General features: G+C 70.0%; 14 protein-coding genes. 9 read left to right on the forward strand and 5 right to left on the reverse strand.

From position 1 onward, the window contains the following. The first annotated feature begins 2 nt into the window (after positions 1–2). The gene (locus ACFT32_RS01130; protein WP_382484344.1) at positions 3–749 is read left to right on the forward strand and encodes a FadR/GntR family transcriptional regulator; all 747 of its coding nucleotides are present in this window, start codon (positions 3–5) and stop codon (positions 747–749) included. Positions 750–807: 58 nt separating this feature from the next. On the opposite strand, the gene ACFT32_RS01135 is transcribed toward ACFT32_RS01130, so the two are convergent. From ACFT32_RS01135 to ACFT32_RS01145, 3 genes are all read right to left on the reverse strand, one after another. Beyond that, the gene (locus ACFT32_RS01135; RefSeq protein WP_382484346.1) at positions 808–1338 is read right to left on the reverse strand and encodes a cupin domain-containing protein; all 531 of its coding nucleotides are present in this window, start codon (positions 1336–1338) and stop codon (positions 808–810) included. Between the two features lie 63 nt (positions 1339–1401). Further along, the gene (locus tag ACFT32_RS01140) at positions 1402–2463 is read right to left on the reverse strand and encodes a phosphotransferase family protein (RefSeq protein WP_382484348.1); all 1062 of its coding nucleotides are present in this window, start codon (positions 2461–2463) and stop codon (positions 1402–1404) included. Then, a complete protein-coding gene (locus tag ACFT32_RS01145) occupies positions 2460–3464 on the reverse strand; it encodes a C-terminal binding protein (protein WP_382484350.1) in 1005 nt (334 codons plus the stop codon). Before ACFT32_RS01145 ends, ACFT32_RS01140 begins: the two co-directional genes overlap by 4 nt. A gap of 585 nt (positions 3465–4049) precedes the next feature. Between ACFT32_RS01145 and ACFT32_RS01150 the strand changes: the two genes are divergently transcribed. Then, on the forward strand, positions 4050–5318 hold the full coding sequence (locus tag ACFT32_RS01150; RefSeq protein WP_382484353.1) for an MFS transporter: 1269 nt from the start codon (positions 4050–4052) through the stop codon (positions 5316–5318). A gap of 88 nt (positions 5319–5406) precedes the next feature. Here ACFT32_RS01150 and ACFT32_RS01155 read toward each other — a convergent pair whose 3' ends face one another. Next, positions 5407–6231 carry a fumarylacetoacetate hydrolase family protein gene (locus tag ACFT32_RS01155; protein ID WP_382484356.1) on the reverse strand — a complete coding sequence of 275 codons (825 nt, stop codon included), beginning with the start codon at positions 6229–6231 and terminating at the stop codon, positions 5407–5409. A gap of 95 nt (positions 6232–6326) precedes the next feature. Here ACFT32_RS01155 and ACFT32_RS01160 point away from each other — a divergent pair, with 95 nt between their 5' ends. The 7 genes from ACFT32_RS01160 to ACFT32_RS01190 all read left to right on the forward strand — a co-directional run bounded on the left by ACFT32_RS01160 (position 6327) and on the right by ACFT32_RS01190 (position 13943). Beyond that, positions 6327–7361: a LacI family DNA-binding transcriptional regulator gene (locus ACFT32_RS01160; protein WP_382484358.1), complete on the forward strand. Its 1035-nt coding sequence runs from the start codon at positions 6327–6329 to the stop codon at positions 7359–7361. Positions 7362–7818: 457 nt separating this feature from the next. Continuing rightward, complete coding sequence (gene eno / locus ACFT32_RS01165; RefSeq protein ID WP_382484361.1) at positions 7819–9129, forward strand: phosphopyruvate hydratase; 1311 nt, start codon at positions 7819–7821, stop codon at positions 9127–9129. A gap of 60 nt (positions 9130–9189) precedes the next feature. Next, positions 9190–10194: a VOC family protein gene (locus ACFT32_RS01170; protein WP_382484364.1), complete on the forward strand. Its 1005-nt coding sequence runs from the start codon at positions 9190–9192 to the stop codon at positions 10192–10194. Positions 10195–10219: 25 nt separating this feature from the next. Next, the gene (locus ACFT32_RS01175; protein ID WP_382484365.1) at positions 10220–10774 is read left to right on the forward strand and encodes a carboxymuconolactone decarboxylase family protein; all 555 of its coding nucleotides are present in this window, start codon (positions 10220–10222) and stop codon (positions 10772–10774) included. Between the two features lie 38 nt (positions 10775–10812). Then, positions 10813–11922 carry an alcohol dehydrogenase catalytic domain-containing protein gene (locus ACFT32_RS01180; protein ID WP_382484367.1) on the forward strand — a complete coding sequence of 370 codons (1110 nt, stop codon included), beginning with the start codon at positions 10813–10815 and terminating at the stop codon, positions 11920–11922. A gap of 88 nt (positions 11923–12010) precedes the next feature. Continuing rightward, positions 12011–12916: a LysR substrate-binding domain-containing protein gene (locus ACFT32_RS01185; RefSeq protein ID WP_382484369.1), complete on the forward strand. Its 906-nt coding sequence runs from the start codon at positions 12011–12013 to the stop codon at positions 12914–12916. 160 nt (positions 12917–13076) lie between these two features. Beyond that, on the forward strand, positions 13077–13943 hold the full coding sequence (locus tag ACFT32_RS01190; protein ID WP_382484372.1) for a 3-hydroxybutyryl-CoA dehydrogenase: 867 nt from the start codon (positions 13077–13079) through the stop codon (positions 13941–13943). Positions 13944–14325: 382 nt separating this feature from the next. Here the strand turns inward: ACFT32_RS01190 and ACFT32_RS01195 are convergent, their stop codons facing one another. Beyond that, the gene (locus ACFT32_RS01195; protein ID WP_382484375.1) at positions 14326–15504 is read right to left on the reverse strand and encodes an acyl-CoA dehydrogenase family protein; all 1179 of its coding nucleotides are present in this window, start codon (positions 15502–15504) and stop codon (positions 14326–14328) included. Positions 15505–15525 lie beyond the last annotated feature (21 nt).

Genomic DNA, 15525 nt, shown 5'->3' on the forward strand with positions numbered 1-15525 from the left:
CCATGTTTTCTAAGGTGAGCGGTCCCGTCCGGCTCGCGGATCAGGTCGCCGCGACCCTCTCGGAGGAGATCGAGTCGGGGCGGCTGGCCGAGGGCGACCGACTGCCGACAGAGGTCGAGCTGGTCAGGCAGTTGGGCGTCAGCCGCACGGTGGTGCGCGAGGCACTGTCGCGGCTCCGCAACGCGGGCCTGATCGAACCGCGCCAGGGCATCGGCGTGTTCGTCCTGCCGCGGCGCACCCGCCCGCTCGATCTGGAGGCCGCCGACACCAAGGCGAAGGTGCTGCAGATCGTGGAGGTGCGCCGTGCCATGGAGGGTGAGGCGGCCCATCTAGCGGCCACCCGGGCCACGCCCCTGGACCTCGCCCGGATGCGTCAGGCCCTGGACGCGATCGACTCGGCGGTCGCGGCCGGCGGTGACGGCGTGGACGAGGATCTCGCCTTCCACCGGTCCATCGCCGAGTCGACCGGGAACACGGTGCTGGTCTCGACCCTGCGGTACCTGGGCGATGTGTCGCGCAGCGGTATCCGCGTCACGCGTGCGAACGAGGCACGCCGGAACGACTTCATCGAAGCGGTCCGGGCGGAGCACCACGCCATCCTCGCCGCCATCGAGGCGCGTGACGCCGAGGCGGCGCGAACGGCCGCCCGCCTCCACATGAATCACGCCGCCGCCCGCCTCCAGGACGCGGACGACGGATTCTGGACCGACGCCGAGGACATCGAAGTGGATCTCGACGCCGCTCCCTGACGCACCGGTACGGCCGCCGACCGGTCCGTCTCGGTCCGTCTCGGTCCGTCTCGGTCCGTCAGTCGTCGTGTTCCGCACCGATGAGGACGAAGGCCATGGTTGCCGCCAGTCCACTGCGGTTGCGCCAGGCGTGACGGGTGCCGTTCTGGATCACGATGTCCCCGGGCGAGAGCGGCGTGCACCGGCCGTCGTCGAGTTCGAGGACGATCTCGCCCGTCAGCACGATGCCGTAGTCCACGGTCGGAGTGGCGTGCATGCCGTCGGGTTCGATGAGTTCGGCGATGCCGGGCGAGTCGGCCCGCTGCTCCTGGTCGAAGGCCGCCGGGTCGAACGCCGGGTCGGCCAGCGCCGATTCCGGCGGGAAGGTCAGCACGATGAACCGCGTGCCGCCGGGCGCCGGAAGCAGGCTGGTGACCTTGGGAGTGGGGTCCTCCCCGGTCCTGCTGAGCCGCTGACCGGGTTCGGTCGCCCAGGGCAGCCGGGACACCCAGCCCGGCAGACTGGTGAACTCCCGGCTGCGCGGTATCGGGCCGTCGCTGACGACGACCGACCTGCCGTTCTCGTCGTGGCCGGTGACGACTCTGCGCATACGTCTCTCCTTGCTCACGTCCGACGGACCGTCGAGCCCGTCGCCGGACCGTCGCATCCGTTGTCAGTGGGGCCGCGCGCCCGGTTCGGCCTGAGCCGCGAGGGCCGTTTCCCAGGCGGCCACGACGTCCGCGACCGTGGACACGGGCGCCCGCAGAAGCGTCGACGCGACTGTGCGCACGTGCGTCCGATGCCCCTCGTGGGTGAGGTACTCCACGGGGGACTTGCCGTCCACGCGCGCGAGCAGCAGCGCCGGCAGCAGGGTCGCGGCCCGCTGCTGAAGGGCGGCGCGGGGCTCCCAGTCGACGCGCTCGGCGTACTCAGCGGCCAGCGCGCGAGCCGACCGCAGGAGGTCGTCGCGGCGCCCCGGCACCACCAGGCTCTTGAGGAGCAGGTGGTTGACGCAGAAGGCGAGGTCGAAGGCGGGGTCCCCGTACCAGGCGCACTCGGCGTCCAGCAGCACGGGCCCCGACGGGCCGACGAGGATGTTCTTGGGGCTGACGTCTCCGTGCACCAGGACCAGGTGGATGCCGGCGGTACGGTCGGCGAGGCCCCGGAGGACGTCGCCGAGGCCGGGGTGTGCGGCGGCGGTGGCCAGCAGGTACGGCTCGATGCGCAGGGCGTGGAAGTTGTCGTCGGTCGCGAACTCCTCGGCGAGGGCGGCATCGCCCGCGCTCGCCGCGTGCAGGCTGCCGAGCAGTTTCCCGACCGCCGCGGCGGTCGCCACCCGCACCTCGCCGTACAGCAACTGCGCCTTCCACATCGGATACCGCTCGGGGGGCAGGTAGGCCATGGCGAAGAGGCCGGCTCCGGGGTCGTGGGCCAGCAGCTCCGGCACGCTGTCCGGGCGGTGCCGGGACGCGAACCGCATCCACGCCCATTCGCAGGCGTTGCGCGACACCGGTGCCTCCCAGTCGGCCGCGACCTTCAGCCTCGCCAGAGCGCGTTTGACGCAGAGGGAACGTCCCGGCAGGTCCACGCGCCACAGGTCGGACGAGACGCCGCCGGCCATGGGCGTCCAGGTCGCGGTCTCACCGGGCGCGGCGAGGCCCTCGGCTCTCAGGAAGTCCGTCAGCACGGTGTCGGGCACGGGGCCCGGCCCGACCTGTGCGGAAGCCGCGCTCACCGCCGTTCACCCGGACCGGTGGGCAGGCCTTGAGGGGTGTTGCAGGGATGGGCCGGCGCTCGGTCCGCCAGGATCCGCACGACTTCCTCGGCGGCGCGGCGGCGCAGTTCCGTCACCGACGCGTCGGAGGAGAAGGCGACGTGCGGGGTGAGCAGCGCCCCGGGCTGTGCCGACAGTCCCGCTGGGACGTGCGGCTCGGTCTCCAGGACGTCGAACGCGGCACCGTCCAGGTGTCCGCTGTCGAGTGCCTTGATCACCGCGTCCGTGTCGACCAGGCCGCCACGGCTGACGTTGACCAGCAGACCGCCCGGCCGCATCAGGTCCAGCTGTTCGGCTCCGATGACATGGAACGTCTCCGGCGTGAGCGGCAGGTGGAGGATGACCACGTCACTGCGGCGCAGCAGCTCGTCCAGGGCTGCCGTCTCCACACCGGGGACGTCCTTCGGCGGGTGCGGGTCGTGGGCCAGTATCCGGCAGCCGAAGGCGCCGAGCTTGCGTGCCGTGGCGCGTCCGATCCTCCCGTAGCCGACGATTCCGCAGGTCAGCGTGGACAACCGGCGCAGCCGGGCACTCGCGGGGTGCCAGCGGCCCGCGCGGACCTCCCGGTCGAACGCGGCCAGTCCGCGGGTCCAGGCGAGCACCATGCCGACGGCGTGGTCGGAGACCTCCTCCACGCAGTAGTCGGGCACGTTGGTGACCCACACCCCGCGTTCGGTGGCCGTGGACACGGCGATGTTGTCCAGCCCCACGCCGAGCCTGGCGACGACCCGCAGTTCCGGCGCGGTGCCGATCGCGGTGGCGGAGACGGGCGCCCAGCAGGTCAGGATCGCCGCGGGGCGGTGCTCGGCGACCAGCTCCTCGATCACCTCGGCGGAGGCGGGTTCGGCGGGGCCGGTCACCAGGGTGTGGCCCGCCCCCTCGACGACGGACCGCTCGACGGAGTCATCGGGCCAGGCGTGGTCGGTGAGCAGCACGGTGCCGGGGCGGCTCGGTGGGTTCATGGAAGGTCGTCCTCGCAGAGTCGTGCGCGGGTGAGGTGGTGGTCGAGAGGTTCACCGGGCTGGGGTGGGGTGCCGGCGCCCCACGACTTTTGGTCGGTCTCGGGCGCCGCACTTGGGGTCGCGAGATGCCGGGGCACGTCGCATCACTCTGTCATAGCCACGTGATGCTAACGATAGCACTGACCCACTTCCACACGTCAAGAGCGCGAAGAGCGCAGAAAACCGAAGAATTACTGCGTCGACATCTTGACGCACAACGGCCTTGCCTTCATGGTTCTGCCAATGCCGACCGTGTGACCCCATAAGAGTCCGCACGAAGTCCGGCTGTCGAAGACGCCATAGCCACGGATGTCCCGACGGGCGAAATACGGCTGAATTCCGCATGCGGTATCCGACCCGCGCGGCAGCCCATCGCCCCCCCCTTTGCCGCCGGTCGGCAGCGCTCGCCGACGCCGGCCCGACGCAGTCCGTGTCCAGCTCACCGCTTCCCGCCTCACCGCATCCCGTTGTCGCCGCCCGTACGGATCCGTACCGGCGATGCGTCCGCCGCGCCCTGCCGCGGCCCATTCCTCCTCAGGAGCCGCTATGACTCACGCAGCGCAAGCCGACCTCGACGCAGTCCCCGCCGGCAGAACACCGGAAGACAGCCGTCCGCCCCTTTCCCGGACCATGATCGGGGTCGGCTTTCTGCTGATCGTCCTCTCCTACATGGTCAACGCGATGGACCGCCAGGTCTTTCCTCCCCTGCTGCCCGACATCCGTGCGGAGTACGGGTTCTCCCTGGAGCAGGGCGGGCTGCTGGCAACGAACTTCACCCTCGGCATGGCCCTGGCCGGCCTGCCGGCGGGCTACCTCCTGGACCGCTTCCGGCGCAGGACGGTCCTGCTGGCCAGCATCGTGATCTACTCCCTGGGCACGATGGCCACACCGCTGGCGACCGGGTTCGCCGACATGACCCTGTACCGGGTCGTCTCGGGCTTCGGTGAGGGCATGCAGTCCGCTGCCATCTTCGCGGCGATGGGCGCCTTCTTCGCCCACCGGCGCGGCCTCGCCTTCGGCGTCATCGGCGTCGGCTACTCGGTCGGCGTGTTCATCGCCCCGTTGATCGGCGTCGAACTCATGAGCCTGCACGGCACTTGGCACGCACCCTTCTACCTGTTCGGCACGGCCGGGCTGCTGATCGCCGCCGCCTCCCTGTTCCTCGTCAGGACCGGCCTGACCGAGCACTCCGTCGAGCGGGTCGCCTCGACCGGGACCTACGAGTACATGCCGGCCTCCCCCTACAACCGCAACACGATCGCCCTGACCGTCCACTCCGTCGTCAGCGGCGTGGCCGTCTACGGGTTCCTCGGCCTGTATCCGACGTACCTCATCAGCTCGCTGCACTACTCCGCCGAGCAGGCCGCGCTGGCCATGAGCTTCCTCGGCTTCGGGGGCATGACGGCCGTGCTCGGCGGCTGGCTCGGCGACCGCGTGAACCAGCGCAACCTGCTGATCCTCAGCCTGCTGGCCGTCTCGGTCATCAGCATGTCCATCTACGAGTCGCGGGCCGCCGTGGGGCCACAGTGCGCGCTCGCCTTCCTCATGGGCGCCTTCGGACTGGGCTTCGTCTATCCCAACACCAACAGCGCGATGCAGCGGGCCGTGCGCCCGTCGCAGATCGGACGCGCCTCGGGACTCTTCGTCAGCAGCTACTACGGCCCGGCGGCGTTCTCGGGCCTGCTCTTCGCCGCCCTGGTGGAGACCTTCGGGTGGAGCCGGGCGGGGTTGCTCCAGGTCACGCTCCTCCCGTTGGCGGGCGTCGCCGCCCTGGCCTTCGTCCGTCCCGCGCGGTTCAACAACGCGACCCGCTAGCGGCACACCCGCCGGCACCACGAGGGCCTGCCCACCGCCGAGCGGTGGGCAGGCCCTGTCGCGGCCGACGCCGGCGGCCTGCCGTCCGTCAACGGCCCTCGGCCACAACCGGATTGCGCAGGACGCCGATGCCCTCGATCTCGACCTCGACCTCGTCCCCCGGGCGTATCGGACCGACACCGGAAGGTGTGCCGGTCATGATCACGTCTCCTGGCAGCAACGTCAGATAGCGGCTGAGGTAGCTGACGATTCCCGGAACCGGCAGCAGCAGGTCGGCCGTGCTCGCGGACTGTGTGACGGCGCCGTTCACCCGGGTGGTCAGGGAGAGTGCCGAAGGGTCCAGTCCGGTCGCGATGACGGGCCCGAGCGGAGCGAAGGTGTCCTGGCCCTTGCCGATCAGAAGCGTTCCGAACGCGCTCTCCTTGCGCTGGACGACGCGGTCGCTGACGTCATTGCCGCAGGTATAGCCGAGGATGTACTCGTGAGCCTCGGAAGATTTCACATGGCGTGCCTCCTTTCCGATGACGACGACCAACTCGCCTTCGAAATGGATCAGTTCACCATCGGCCGGATACACGATCGCCTCCCCCGGCCCCACCACCGCCGTGCTCGGCTTCATGAAGCACACCGGAACCTCGGGTATCTCGCGGTCGGTCTCGTCGACATGTGAGGCGTAGTTGTAGGCGAACCCGAAAATCCGGGGTCGCTCGACCGGCGGGAGAATGACGGCCTCGGCGGCCTGGTCGATGTCTCCCGTGAGGGAAAGACCGGTGAAGGGATCACCCTCGCATCTGGCGATGGTGACGTCACCGGATTCGAGTTCTCCGTAGTAATGCACGCCGTCGATGGCATACCTGACGATCCGCACGGACACCTCCGCAACTAGGCAGCCGCGGGCGACTGCACGGCCCATCCAGTGATGCTAACGTTAGCACGAGGGCACCACTGCTATCGTTGGCACACGCACAGTGACGACAGCGGGACCAGTCAGCCGAGGGGACTCCTTACGTGATCACGACCAGGGACATCGCCGAGCGCCTCGGAGTCTCCGTGTCGACGGTGGGGCGGGCGCTCGCCGACGATCCGCGCATCAGTGAGGAGACCAAGTTCCGCGTCAGGCAGGCCGCTTCCGACATGGGCTACGTCGGCAACCGCGCGGCCCGGATGATGCGCGGAGCGTCCAGCAACGTGGTGGCGCTGGTGATCCCGGACATCCGCAACAGCTTCTACTCGACCATCGCGCACGAGCTGTCCAAGAACATGGAGGCCGAGGGCTTCCAGCTGATGCTCTCGGAGACCGACGACGACCGGACGGCGGAGCTGCGCCATCTGCGGGAGCTGTCCGCGAACCGTGTGGCCGGCGTCATCATCGTGCCCACCGCCCGCCCGCACAGCGAGTCCGTCAAACTCTTGCGCGCCCTGCCGCACTTGCAGCTCCTGCGCCGCCACCCGTCCCTCGGTTCACAGTGGTTCGGCGTGGACGACCACGAGGCGCTGCGCCGGGCGACGGCCCACCTGGTGGTACAGGGCCATACCCGCATCGCCTACCTGGGCGGTCCGGAAGAGCTGCCCACGGGCGCGGAGCGTCTGCGCGGCTTCCGCAGCGCCCTGCGCGAAGGAGACCTGCCGGACGATGCGGGCCGCGCGGAGCTGGGACCGCCGTCATCGATCGAACACGGCCGCGAGACGGTACGCCGGCTGCTCGGAGGCCCGGACGCGCCCACCGCGCTCGTCCTGGGGTCCATCCAGCTCACCCTCGGCGTCCTCGAGGAACTGTCCCGGCAGGGCGTGAAGGTGCCCGGGGAGCTGTCCGTGGTCGGATTCGGAGACGAGCCCGGATTCTCCTGGTGGGGCCCCGGACTCACCACCACCGGCCTGCCCATCCAGGAGATGGCCACTGGCTGCGCACTGTGGATGATGCGTCGCCTGAAGACCAAGCCGAGCAACGACGGCCCGTACACCTCGGTCTCCCCCGGCTCGCTCGTACTGCGCGGCAGCACGGCACCACCCCCTGGCGGGAAGGCTCCGTCCGGGGCCGCCTGAGTTCGGAGACGGCTCTTCGCCGTCACGCCGCGTCGCGGGCGGGGCCTCGTGACGAAAGACGCCCGGAGCGATCGACTCCGGGCGCCTTCGACGCGCTGGGTGACGGCTCGTTGTGCGAACGATAGCAATTTGGAGCTGCCACCCCAAGGGGAAGGGTAGAGCACCCCCTGCACGTAATTCGGGGCGCCACCCCCTCTTGACAGAACCCTCGACACTGCGCACGATTGCGCTATCGTTAGCACGATCAGAGCCGCAGCGGATGAGCATCCCTCGTCCCCCTGGTCACTCGCGGCCGGGGAGCACCTCTTCGGAGACCGGCCCCTGGCCTCGGACCGCGCCCGTTCTCCTTCGCGTGGACATTCCGTAAGCCTCCGGATGCGGCGCGCCCCTCCCCCGACGGCAGTCACGGGCACCGCTCGGTGCCCCGATCGTCCGATCTTCGAAAGGTTGCACCGCCATGACAGACGCGCGGATCGCCAAGCTCCAGGGCCGCAGGGTGTGGGATTCCCGCGGGCGCCCCACCGTGGAGGTCGAAGCGCGTCTGGCGGACGGCGCGACCGGCCGTGCCATCGCACCGGCAGGCGCCTCGACGGGCCGGGGCGAGGCGCTCGACCTGCGGGACGGCGGCAGCCGCTTCGGCGGCCTCGACGTGCACCGCGCGGTCGGTTCGGTGAACGGCGAGATCGCGCCCGCCCTTCTGGACCACGACGCGGCCGATCAGGAAGCCGTCGACCGGCTGCTGGTGGACCTCGACGGAACCCCCGACCGCGGTCGCCTGGGCGGCAACGCGATCGTCGCCACATCCATGGCGGTGCTGCACGCCGCAGCCGCCTCGGCGGGCCTACCGCTGTGGCGGCACCTGGCGGGCGAACGGCCGGTCCGCATCCCGCTGCCCGAGATCCAGATCTTCGGCGGCGGCGCCCATGCCGACCGCCGCGTCGACGTCCAGGACTTCATGGTGATGTGCCCCGCGGCACGGAGCTTCTCGGAGGCCCTGGACTGGACCGCGGAGATCTACCGGGCGGCCGGAAGCCTCATGCGCGGGGCCGGGAAAGCCCAGGGTGTCGCCGACGAAGGCGGTTACTGGCCCGCCTTCGACTCCAACGAGGAAGCACTCGAGACGCTCACCCGGGCGATCGAGACGGCGGGGTTCGAACCCCTGGCGCAGGTCGGCATCTCGCTGGACGTCGCGGCCTCGCAGTTCGGCAGTGGCGGGCGGTACACGCTGGCTCTGGACGACCGCACGCTGGACACCGCGGCGCTGATCGACATGCTGGGCGACTGGATCGAGCAGTATCCGATCCTGTCCGTCGAGGACCCGGTGGGCGAGGACGACACCGACGGCATGGTGGAGTTCACCCGGCGCCACGGCCACCGCTGCCAGGTGATCGGTGACGACTACCTGGTCACGAACGCCAAGCGGGTGGAGGCGGCGGCCACCAACGGGGCGGCCAACGCCGTCCTCGTCAAGCCGAACCAGGCCGGCACGGTCACGGAGGCGTTCCAGGCGCTGCGCGCCGGAAAGGACGCCGGGTTCGGCACCATCGTCTCGGCCCGGTCCGGTGAGACCGAGGACGTCACCATCGCGCATCTGAGCGTCGGATGGAACGCGGGCCAGCTGAAGGTCGGCTCGTTCACCCGCTCCGAGCGCATGGCCAAGTGGAACGAGGTTCTGCGCATCGAGGAGTCCCTCGGTGAATCCGCGGAATTCAGCGGTTGGTCCGCGTTCACATTCTCCGATTCCGGGCCTTCCACGACCAAGCCGTAAAACCGTCCTGAAGTATTACAGTCATCGAAATGTAGAGCTGATCGGAGCACGGAGACCAGCATGCTGCCACCCGTCAATCTGCGCCCGAGTTTCAACATCACCCGCGCCTCCCATGTGCGTCTCACCGTGGCCGACCTCGCCGAGAGCCGGAGTTTCTACGCGAAGGCCCTCGGGCTCGTCGTCAGCGACGAGGACGAGCGCACCTGCTACCTCCGCGGTCTCGCCGAGGCATGCCACCACAGCCTCGTACTGGAGCTGGACGAGGAGGGGGCCGGCACCTGCCGGAGGATCGGCTTCCGCGTCTTCTTCGACGAGGATCTCGACATCGCCTACGCGTGGTTCCGCGACCGGGGTCTGCCCGCGGAGTGGGTCGACCTCCCCTACCAGGGCCGCACACTGCATGTCGCCGACCCAGTCGGCACGCCGCTCGAACTCTGCGCGCACATGGAGACCCGGCCGAGGCTGCACATCGACTTCGAGCATTACAGGGGAGCCCACGCGCAGCGGCTGGACCACTTCCAGACCTTCGCGCCGAACACCTACGAGCTGACCGCGTTCTACGGCGAGCTCGGATTCCGGAACTCCGAGTACCTGGCACACGGCGACAAGCTGCTCAGCTCGTTCATGTACCGCAAGGGGACCACCCTGGACCTGGCGCTCGTGGAGAACACCGGCCCCGCGCTCCATCACTTCGCCTACACCGTCTCCGAGAGCCGCGACATCTTCACCGCCTGCGACTGGGCGGGCATCCTCGGCTACGGCGAGGGCGTCGAGCGGGGCCCGGGGCGGCACGGTCCGGGCGGGATGCTCTTCACCTACCTCCGTGACCCCGACGGACACCGGGTGGAGGTCTTCAACGCCCACTACCAGACGATCGACACCGAGATCGAGCCCGTGCGCTGGGACGCGGGATCGCTCAGCACGAACGTCCGCTGGGGGTTCCCGGCGCTGGAGAAGTGGTACTTCGAGGCGTCGCCCTTCGCTGGGGTGCGGCAGACGCCGCCCGCCGAGCCCCCGAACCCGATGACGCTCGAGCGGTTCCTGCTCGACCAGTCCCCGCACTGACCTTCCCGTCCCCCGAGGAGACGACATGGCACGAGTCCCCTATCTGCGCCGCGAGGACGCGGACGAGTCGCGGAAGCCCCTGTACGACCGGCTGGAAGCCGAACGCAAGGTACCGACGGCGAACATCTTCCTCGCCCTGACCCATGCGCCGACTCAGCTGGACGCCTTCCTGACCTACGCCAACTCGCTGCGCGCCGCCGGCCTCAGCCCTCGGCTGCGCGAGCTGGCCATTCTGACCGTGGGCCACGCGACCCGGTCCGCGTACGAGGTGGCCCACCACCAGTCGCACGGGCTCAAGGCGGGGCTGTCCGGTGAACAGCTCGCGGCGGTGGCCGACTTCGAGTCGTCCGGCCTGTTCGACGAGACGGAGCGGGCGGTGATGCGGCTCGCCAGGGAGTCCACGCTCCAGGTCGACGTCTCGGAGGAGACCTGGCGCGCCGCGGCCGCTCATCTGACCGACCAGCAGATGGTCGAACTCTCGCTGTCCATCGCCTGGTACAACTCCGGCGTCCGCATCATGGGTCTGCTGGACATCGACCTTGAGGACAATTACCCGAATCCGTTCCCCAGTTCCCAGTAATTCGGCACCGTACGGCCCGTCTTCTCAGGAGTATTTCAATGGCGAAAATGCTCGCCGCACGACTGCACCGGCTCGGTGAGCCGATGAGAGTGGACACGCTCGACGTGCCCACCCCGAGGCCGACCGATGTGCTGGTGCGGGTCAGGGCATGCGGAATCGTGCCGAACATGGCCAACGTGATCAACAATTGGCCCACCTGGTATCCGCACCAGCCGCTGCCCCAGCTGCCCGCGATCTTCGGCCTGGATCCCGCGGGTGTGGTCGAGGCGGTCGGTGAGGCCGTCCTCAACACCAAGCCCGGGGACCGGGTCTATGTGAGTCCGCTGCGGTCCTGCGGCAGCTGTCAGGTGTGCCGCGGCGGCGAGCTCAGCCGGTGCCGCTACTTCACTCTGAACGGCTACTTCAGCACGTCCCGCGACGGCCAGCGGATCTTCGACCTCTACCCGTACGGTGGCTTCGCCGAATACATGACGGCTCCGCAGTACTCGATCGTCAACATCCCCGACACCATGACGTTCGAGCAGGCCGGCAAGCTCGGCTACATCGGCACCTCCTACGGCGCGCTGCGGCACGCCGCGGCAGGTCCCGGGCAGGTCGCGCTGATCGACGGGATCACCGGCACGCTCGGCGTCGCGTCCACCCTGCTCGCGCTGGCCTCGGGTGTCTCCCGGGTCCTCGGCACCGGCCGCAACGAGGAACTCCTCAAGCGGGTCGTGGAGTTGGCTCCGGACCGGATCGAGGTCATGCGGCTGGGCGAGGGCTCCACCGGCGAGTGGGCCAGGTCCCGCACCGGCGGCGAGGGGGCCGACTTTGTCATCAGCGCGCTCGGTGCCAAGGCCCCTGTGGAGACGATGCTCGACTCCATGCAGGGCGTCCGCCGCGGCGGCAGGGTGGTCAACGTCGGCGGTGTGGCCGACCGGCTGCCCGTGGACGTGAAGTGGCTGATGGACGAGCAGGTGCAGCTGATCGGCTCCAACTGGTTCACCACCGCCCAGGGCCAGGAGGTCGCCGACATGGTGGCGACCGGAGCGCTCGACCTGTCGTACCTGATCACCAAGCCCTTCCCGCTGTCCGAGGTCAACGAGGCGATCTCGGGGCGCGCCACGGACTTCGACGGCGGATTCAGCAACTACGTGGTGATCCCCTGAGGCGCCGATCCCCCATACTCACCCCGCGGCGGACCTGTTCTGCCCTGACGCCGCCGCGGGGTGTCCATGCGGGGCGGAGGAGGTACCGGTGGAACTGCGCTGGCTGGAATCGTTCGTCGTCGTCGCGGAGGAACTGCACTTCGCGCGGGCCTCGGACCGGCTGCACCTCGCGCCGTCGGCGCTCAGCGCCCAGATCAGAGCGCTGGAGTCACACCTGGGCGTGCGGCTCATCGACCGCGGACGGCGCACCCGCCCGGCCCTGACCAGCGCCGGGCGGCTCTTCCTCGAGGAAGCCCGGTCGACCCTCGCCCAGGCGGCCCGGGCCAAGGCGGTGGGCCGGCGCGCAGGGCGTGGGGAGCTGGGGCACGCGCAGATCGCCTACGTCGCCTCGGCCGCGTTCTCCGGGGTGCTGACCGACGTACTCACCCGCTGCGCGGCTCCCGGAGCCGAACTTACGCTACAGGTACGCGAGTTGGAGACGCCTGCCCAGCTGGAGGCGCTGGCCTGCGGGGACATCGACGTCGGCTTTCTGCGCTGGCGGCCGGAGTACCCACCCGACGTCACGGCCACCTGCCTCCTCACGGAGCAGGTGGTCCTGGCGCTGCCGGCCGCCGCGCCGTTGGCGGCGTACGACGCGGTACCGGCGGCGAAGCTGCGCGACGAGTGCTTCGTGGCCCCGCACTTCGACGAGGAGTACGGCTGCCGTGACCAGATCCTCGAGGTGGCGGAGCAGGGCGGGTTCGGTCCGCGGTGCGCTCCCCCGGTGCGGGACTACATCGCGGCTCTGACCCTCGTGGGCGGCGGTCTCGCGGTGGCCCTGGTCCCCGATTCGCTGCGCCGTGTGCGGATTCCGGGAGTGGCGTACCGGCCCCTGGCGGACGTGGCGCTGACCACCCGGCTGGTCGGGGCCTACCGCAAGAGGGAGACCTCGCCCGCGGTGCGCGGCGTGATCCGCCGGCTGCGGGAGGCGGCTGCCTCGACGGCCGCGGCCTGAAACGCAGTCCCCCACCCTCGAACCGGCGCACGTTTGTACGTGGATGACGCACTGTTCGAGCAGGTCAGAGGGGGTCTACCCGGCCTACGCTCGACACCGCGGCACACACCGCGGCGGCGTCGAGCGACCGCCCAACGACGGAGGACAGGCGGAGAATGAGATGACAGCGATCAAGCACGTGGGCGTCGTGGGCGCGGGCCAGATGGGCCAGGGCATCACCGAGGTGTGTGCCCGGGCCGGGCTGCACGTCACGTTGTGCGACCTGACCGAGGACAGAGCCCGCGCCGGCCTGGCGGGCGTGGCGGACTCCCTGCTGAAGGCGGAGCAGCGCGGTGCCCTCGCGCCGGAGGACCGCGCACACGCCCTGGCCGGGATCTCGGTCACCGACGACCTCTCCCTCCTGGGCGGTGCGGACCTGGTCATCGAGGCCGCCGTCGAGGACGAGCGGGCGAAGACGGAACTGTTCCGGAGGCTGGGCGAGGTGGTCAGGGACCCGGCGGCCGTCCTGGCCAGCAACACCTCCTCGATCCCCATCGCCCGGCTCGCGGCGGCGGCCGGACGTCCTGGGACGGTGGTCGGCCTGCACTTCTTCAACCCGGTCCCGGTCATGCCCCTGGTCGAGGTCGTCCCCTCACTGCACACCTCGAAGGACACCGAGCTGCGTGTACGTGCCTTCGCGAGCGAGGTGCTGGGCAAGAGGACGATCGTCGCGCAGGACCGCGCCGGTTTCGTGGTCAACTCGCTGCTGGTTCCCTACCTGCTGGCCGCCGTGCGGATGGTCGGCTCCGGTACGGCGACGGCGGAGGACATCGACACCGGGATGACCGCCGGCTGCGCCCACCCGATGGGCCCGCTGCGCCTGGCGGACCTCATCGGACTGGACACGGTGGCGGCGATAGGCGAGGCCCTGTACGAGGAGTACCGGGAACCGCTGTACGCCCCTCCCCCGCTGCTGCGCCGCATGGTCGAGTCGGGTCTGCTGGGCCGCAAGTCGGGGCAGGGTTTCTTCAGCTACCGAGCCGCGTGACAAAGCATCGAAGCATCAGGGGCCGCCTGACGGTCCGGAGTCCGACACGCGAGAAGCTCCCGGCCCCCTCCGTTCATGTGACGGAGGGGGCCGGGAGCTTCCGCCTTCGAGTTCCGGGGGCCTCAACGGCCCGCGTGGCGGGCGGTCATCTCCTGGGCCGGCACGGCCTTGAAGCCGTCCGCTCCTCCGACCCCGCGTCCGCCGGAGACGACGACGTTCGCCTCGGTGAGGGCCGGGCGGTCGCCCCCGGGCGCGGCGCGACGCGTGGTGACACGGGCGGACGCCGCCGGGTCGATCGGTGGCAGAGCGAGCTCACGTTCCCCCGCCCGTACGGGATGCTCCCGCGGTTCGCTCGCGGTCGTCTTCCTTCGTTCCGCGGTGGTCAGCGGAACGCCGGGTAGCCGGTGATCGCCTGACCCACGACGAGCGTGTGCATCTCGCTGGTGCCTTCGTAGGTGAGGACGGACTCGAGGTTGTTGGCGTGGCGCAGCGGCGAGTACTCCAGGGAGATGCCGTTGGCGCCGAGGACGGTGCGGCACTCCCGCGCGATGGCGATGGCTTCCCGGACGTTGTTGAGCTTGCCCACGCTGATCTGCTCCGGCCGGATGCGGCCCTGGTCCTTGAGCCGGCCCAGATGCAGGGCGAGCAGCGCGGCGTTGCCCACGGACACGCTCATGTCGGCGAGCTTCCTCTGGGTGAGCTGGAAGGCGCTGATCGGCTTGTCGAACTGCACCCGGGAGTCGGCGTAGTCGATGGCCGCCTGGATCGAGTCGCGGGCCGCGCCGACCGCGCCGAAGAGGATGCCGAAGCGGGCCTCGTTCAGGCAGGACAGCGGTCCGCGCAGGCCCTCCGCGAGCGGCAGCCGCGCGGAGTCGGGCAGTCGTACGTGGTCGAAGTACAGCTCCGAGGTGATCGAGGCGCGCAGCGACATCTTCTGCTTGATGTCCTGCGTGGTGAAGCCGGGAGTGCCACGCGGTACGAGAAAGCCGCGGACGCCGTCCTCGGTCTGGGCCCAGACGGTGGCCACATCGGCGATGCCGCCGTTGGTGATCCACATCTTGGAGCCGCTCAGGACCCAGTCGTCGCCGTCGCGGACGGCCCGGGTGCGCATGCCGGCCGGGTTGCTGCCGAAGTCGGGCTCGGTGAGGCCGAAGCAGCCGATCGCCTCACCTGCGGCCAGCCGGGGCAGCCACTCCTGCTTCTGCTCCTCCGAACCCCACTTCCAGATGGAGAACATCGACAGCGAGCCCTGCACGGAGACGAAGCTGCGAAAGCCGGAGTCGGCCGCCTCCAGTTCCAGACAGGCCAGGCCGTAGCTGACGGCGTTCGTCCCGGCGCAGCCGTACCCTTCGAGATGCATGCCTAGCACCCCCAACTTGCCCATTTCAGGGGCGAGTTCGCGGGCGAAGTGCGCGTTCTCGAACCACTCGCCGATGTGCGGGCGCACCCGGTCGGCGAGGAACCTGGCGACGGTGGACTGGATCTCCCGTTCCTCGTCGGAGAGGACGGAGGCGATGTCGAGCAGGTCGAGGGGGTCCTTCATCGGCTTGGCGCCGCTCATCGTGTGCTCCTGGTGGTAGCG

Source organism: Streptomyces sp. NPDC057002, assembly GCF_042673825.1.
Classification (GTDB): domain Bacteria; phylum Actinomycetota; class Actinomycetes; order Streptomycetales; family Streptomycetaceae; genus Streptomyces.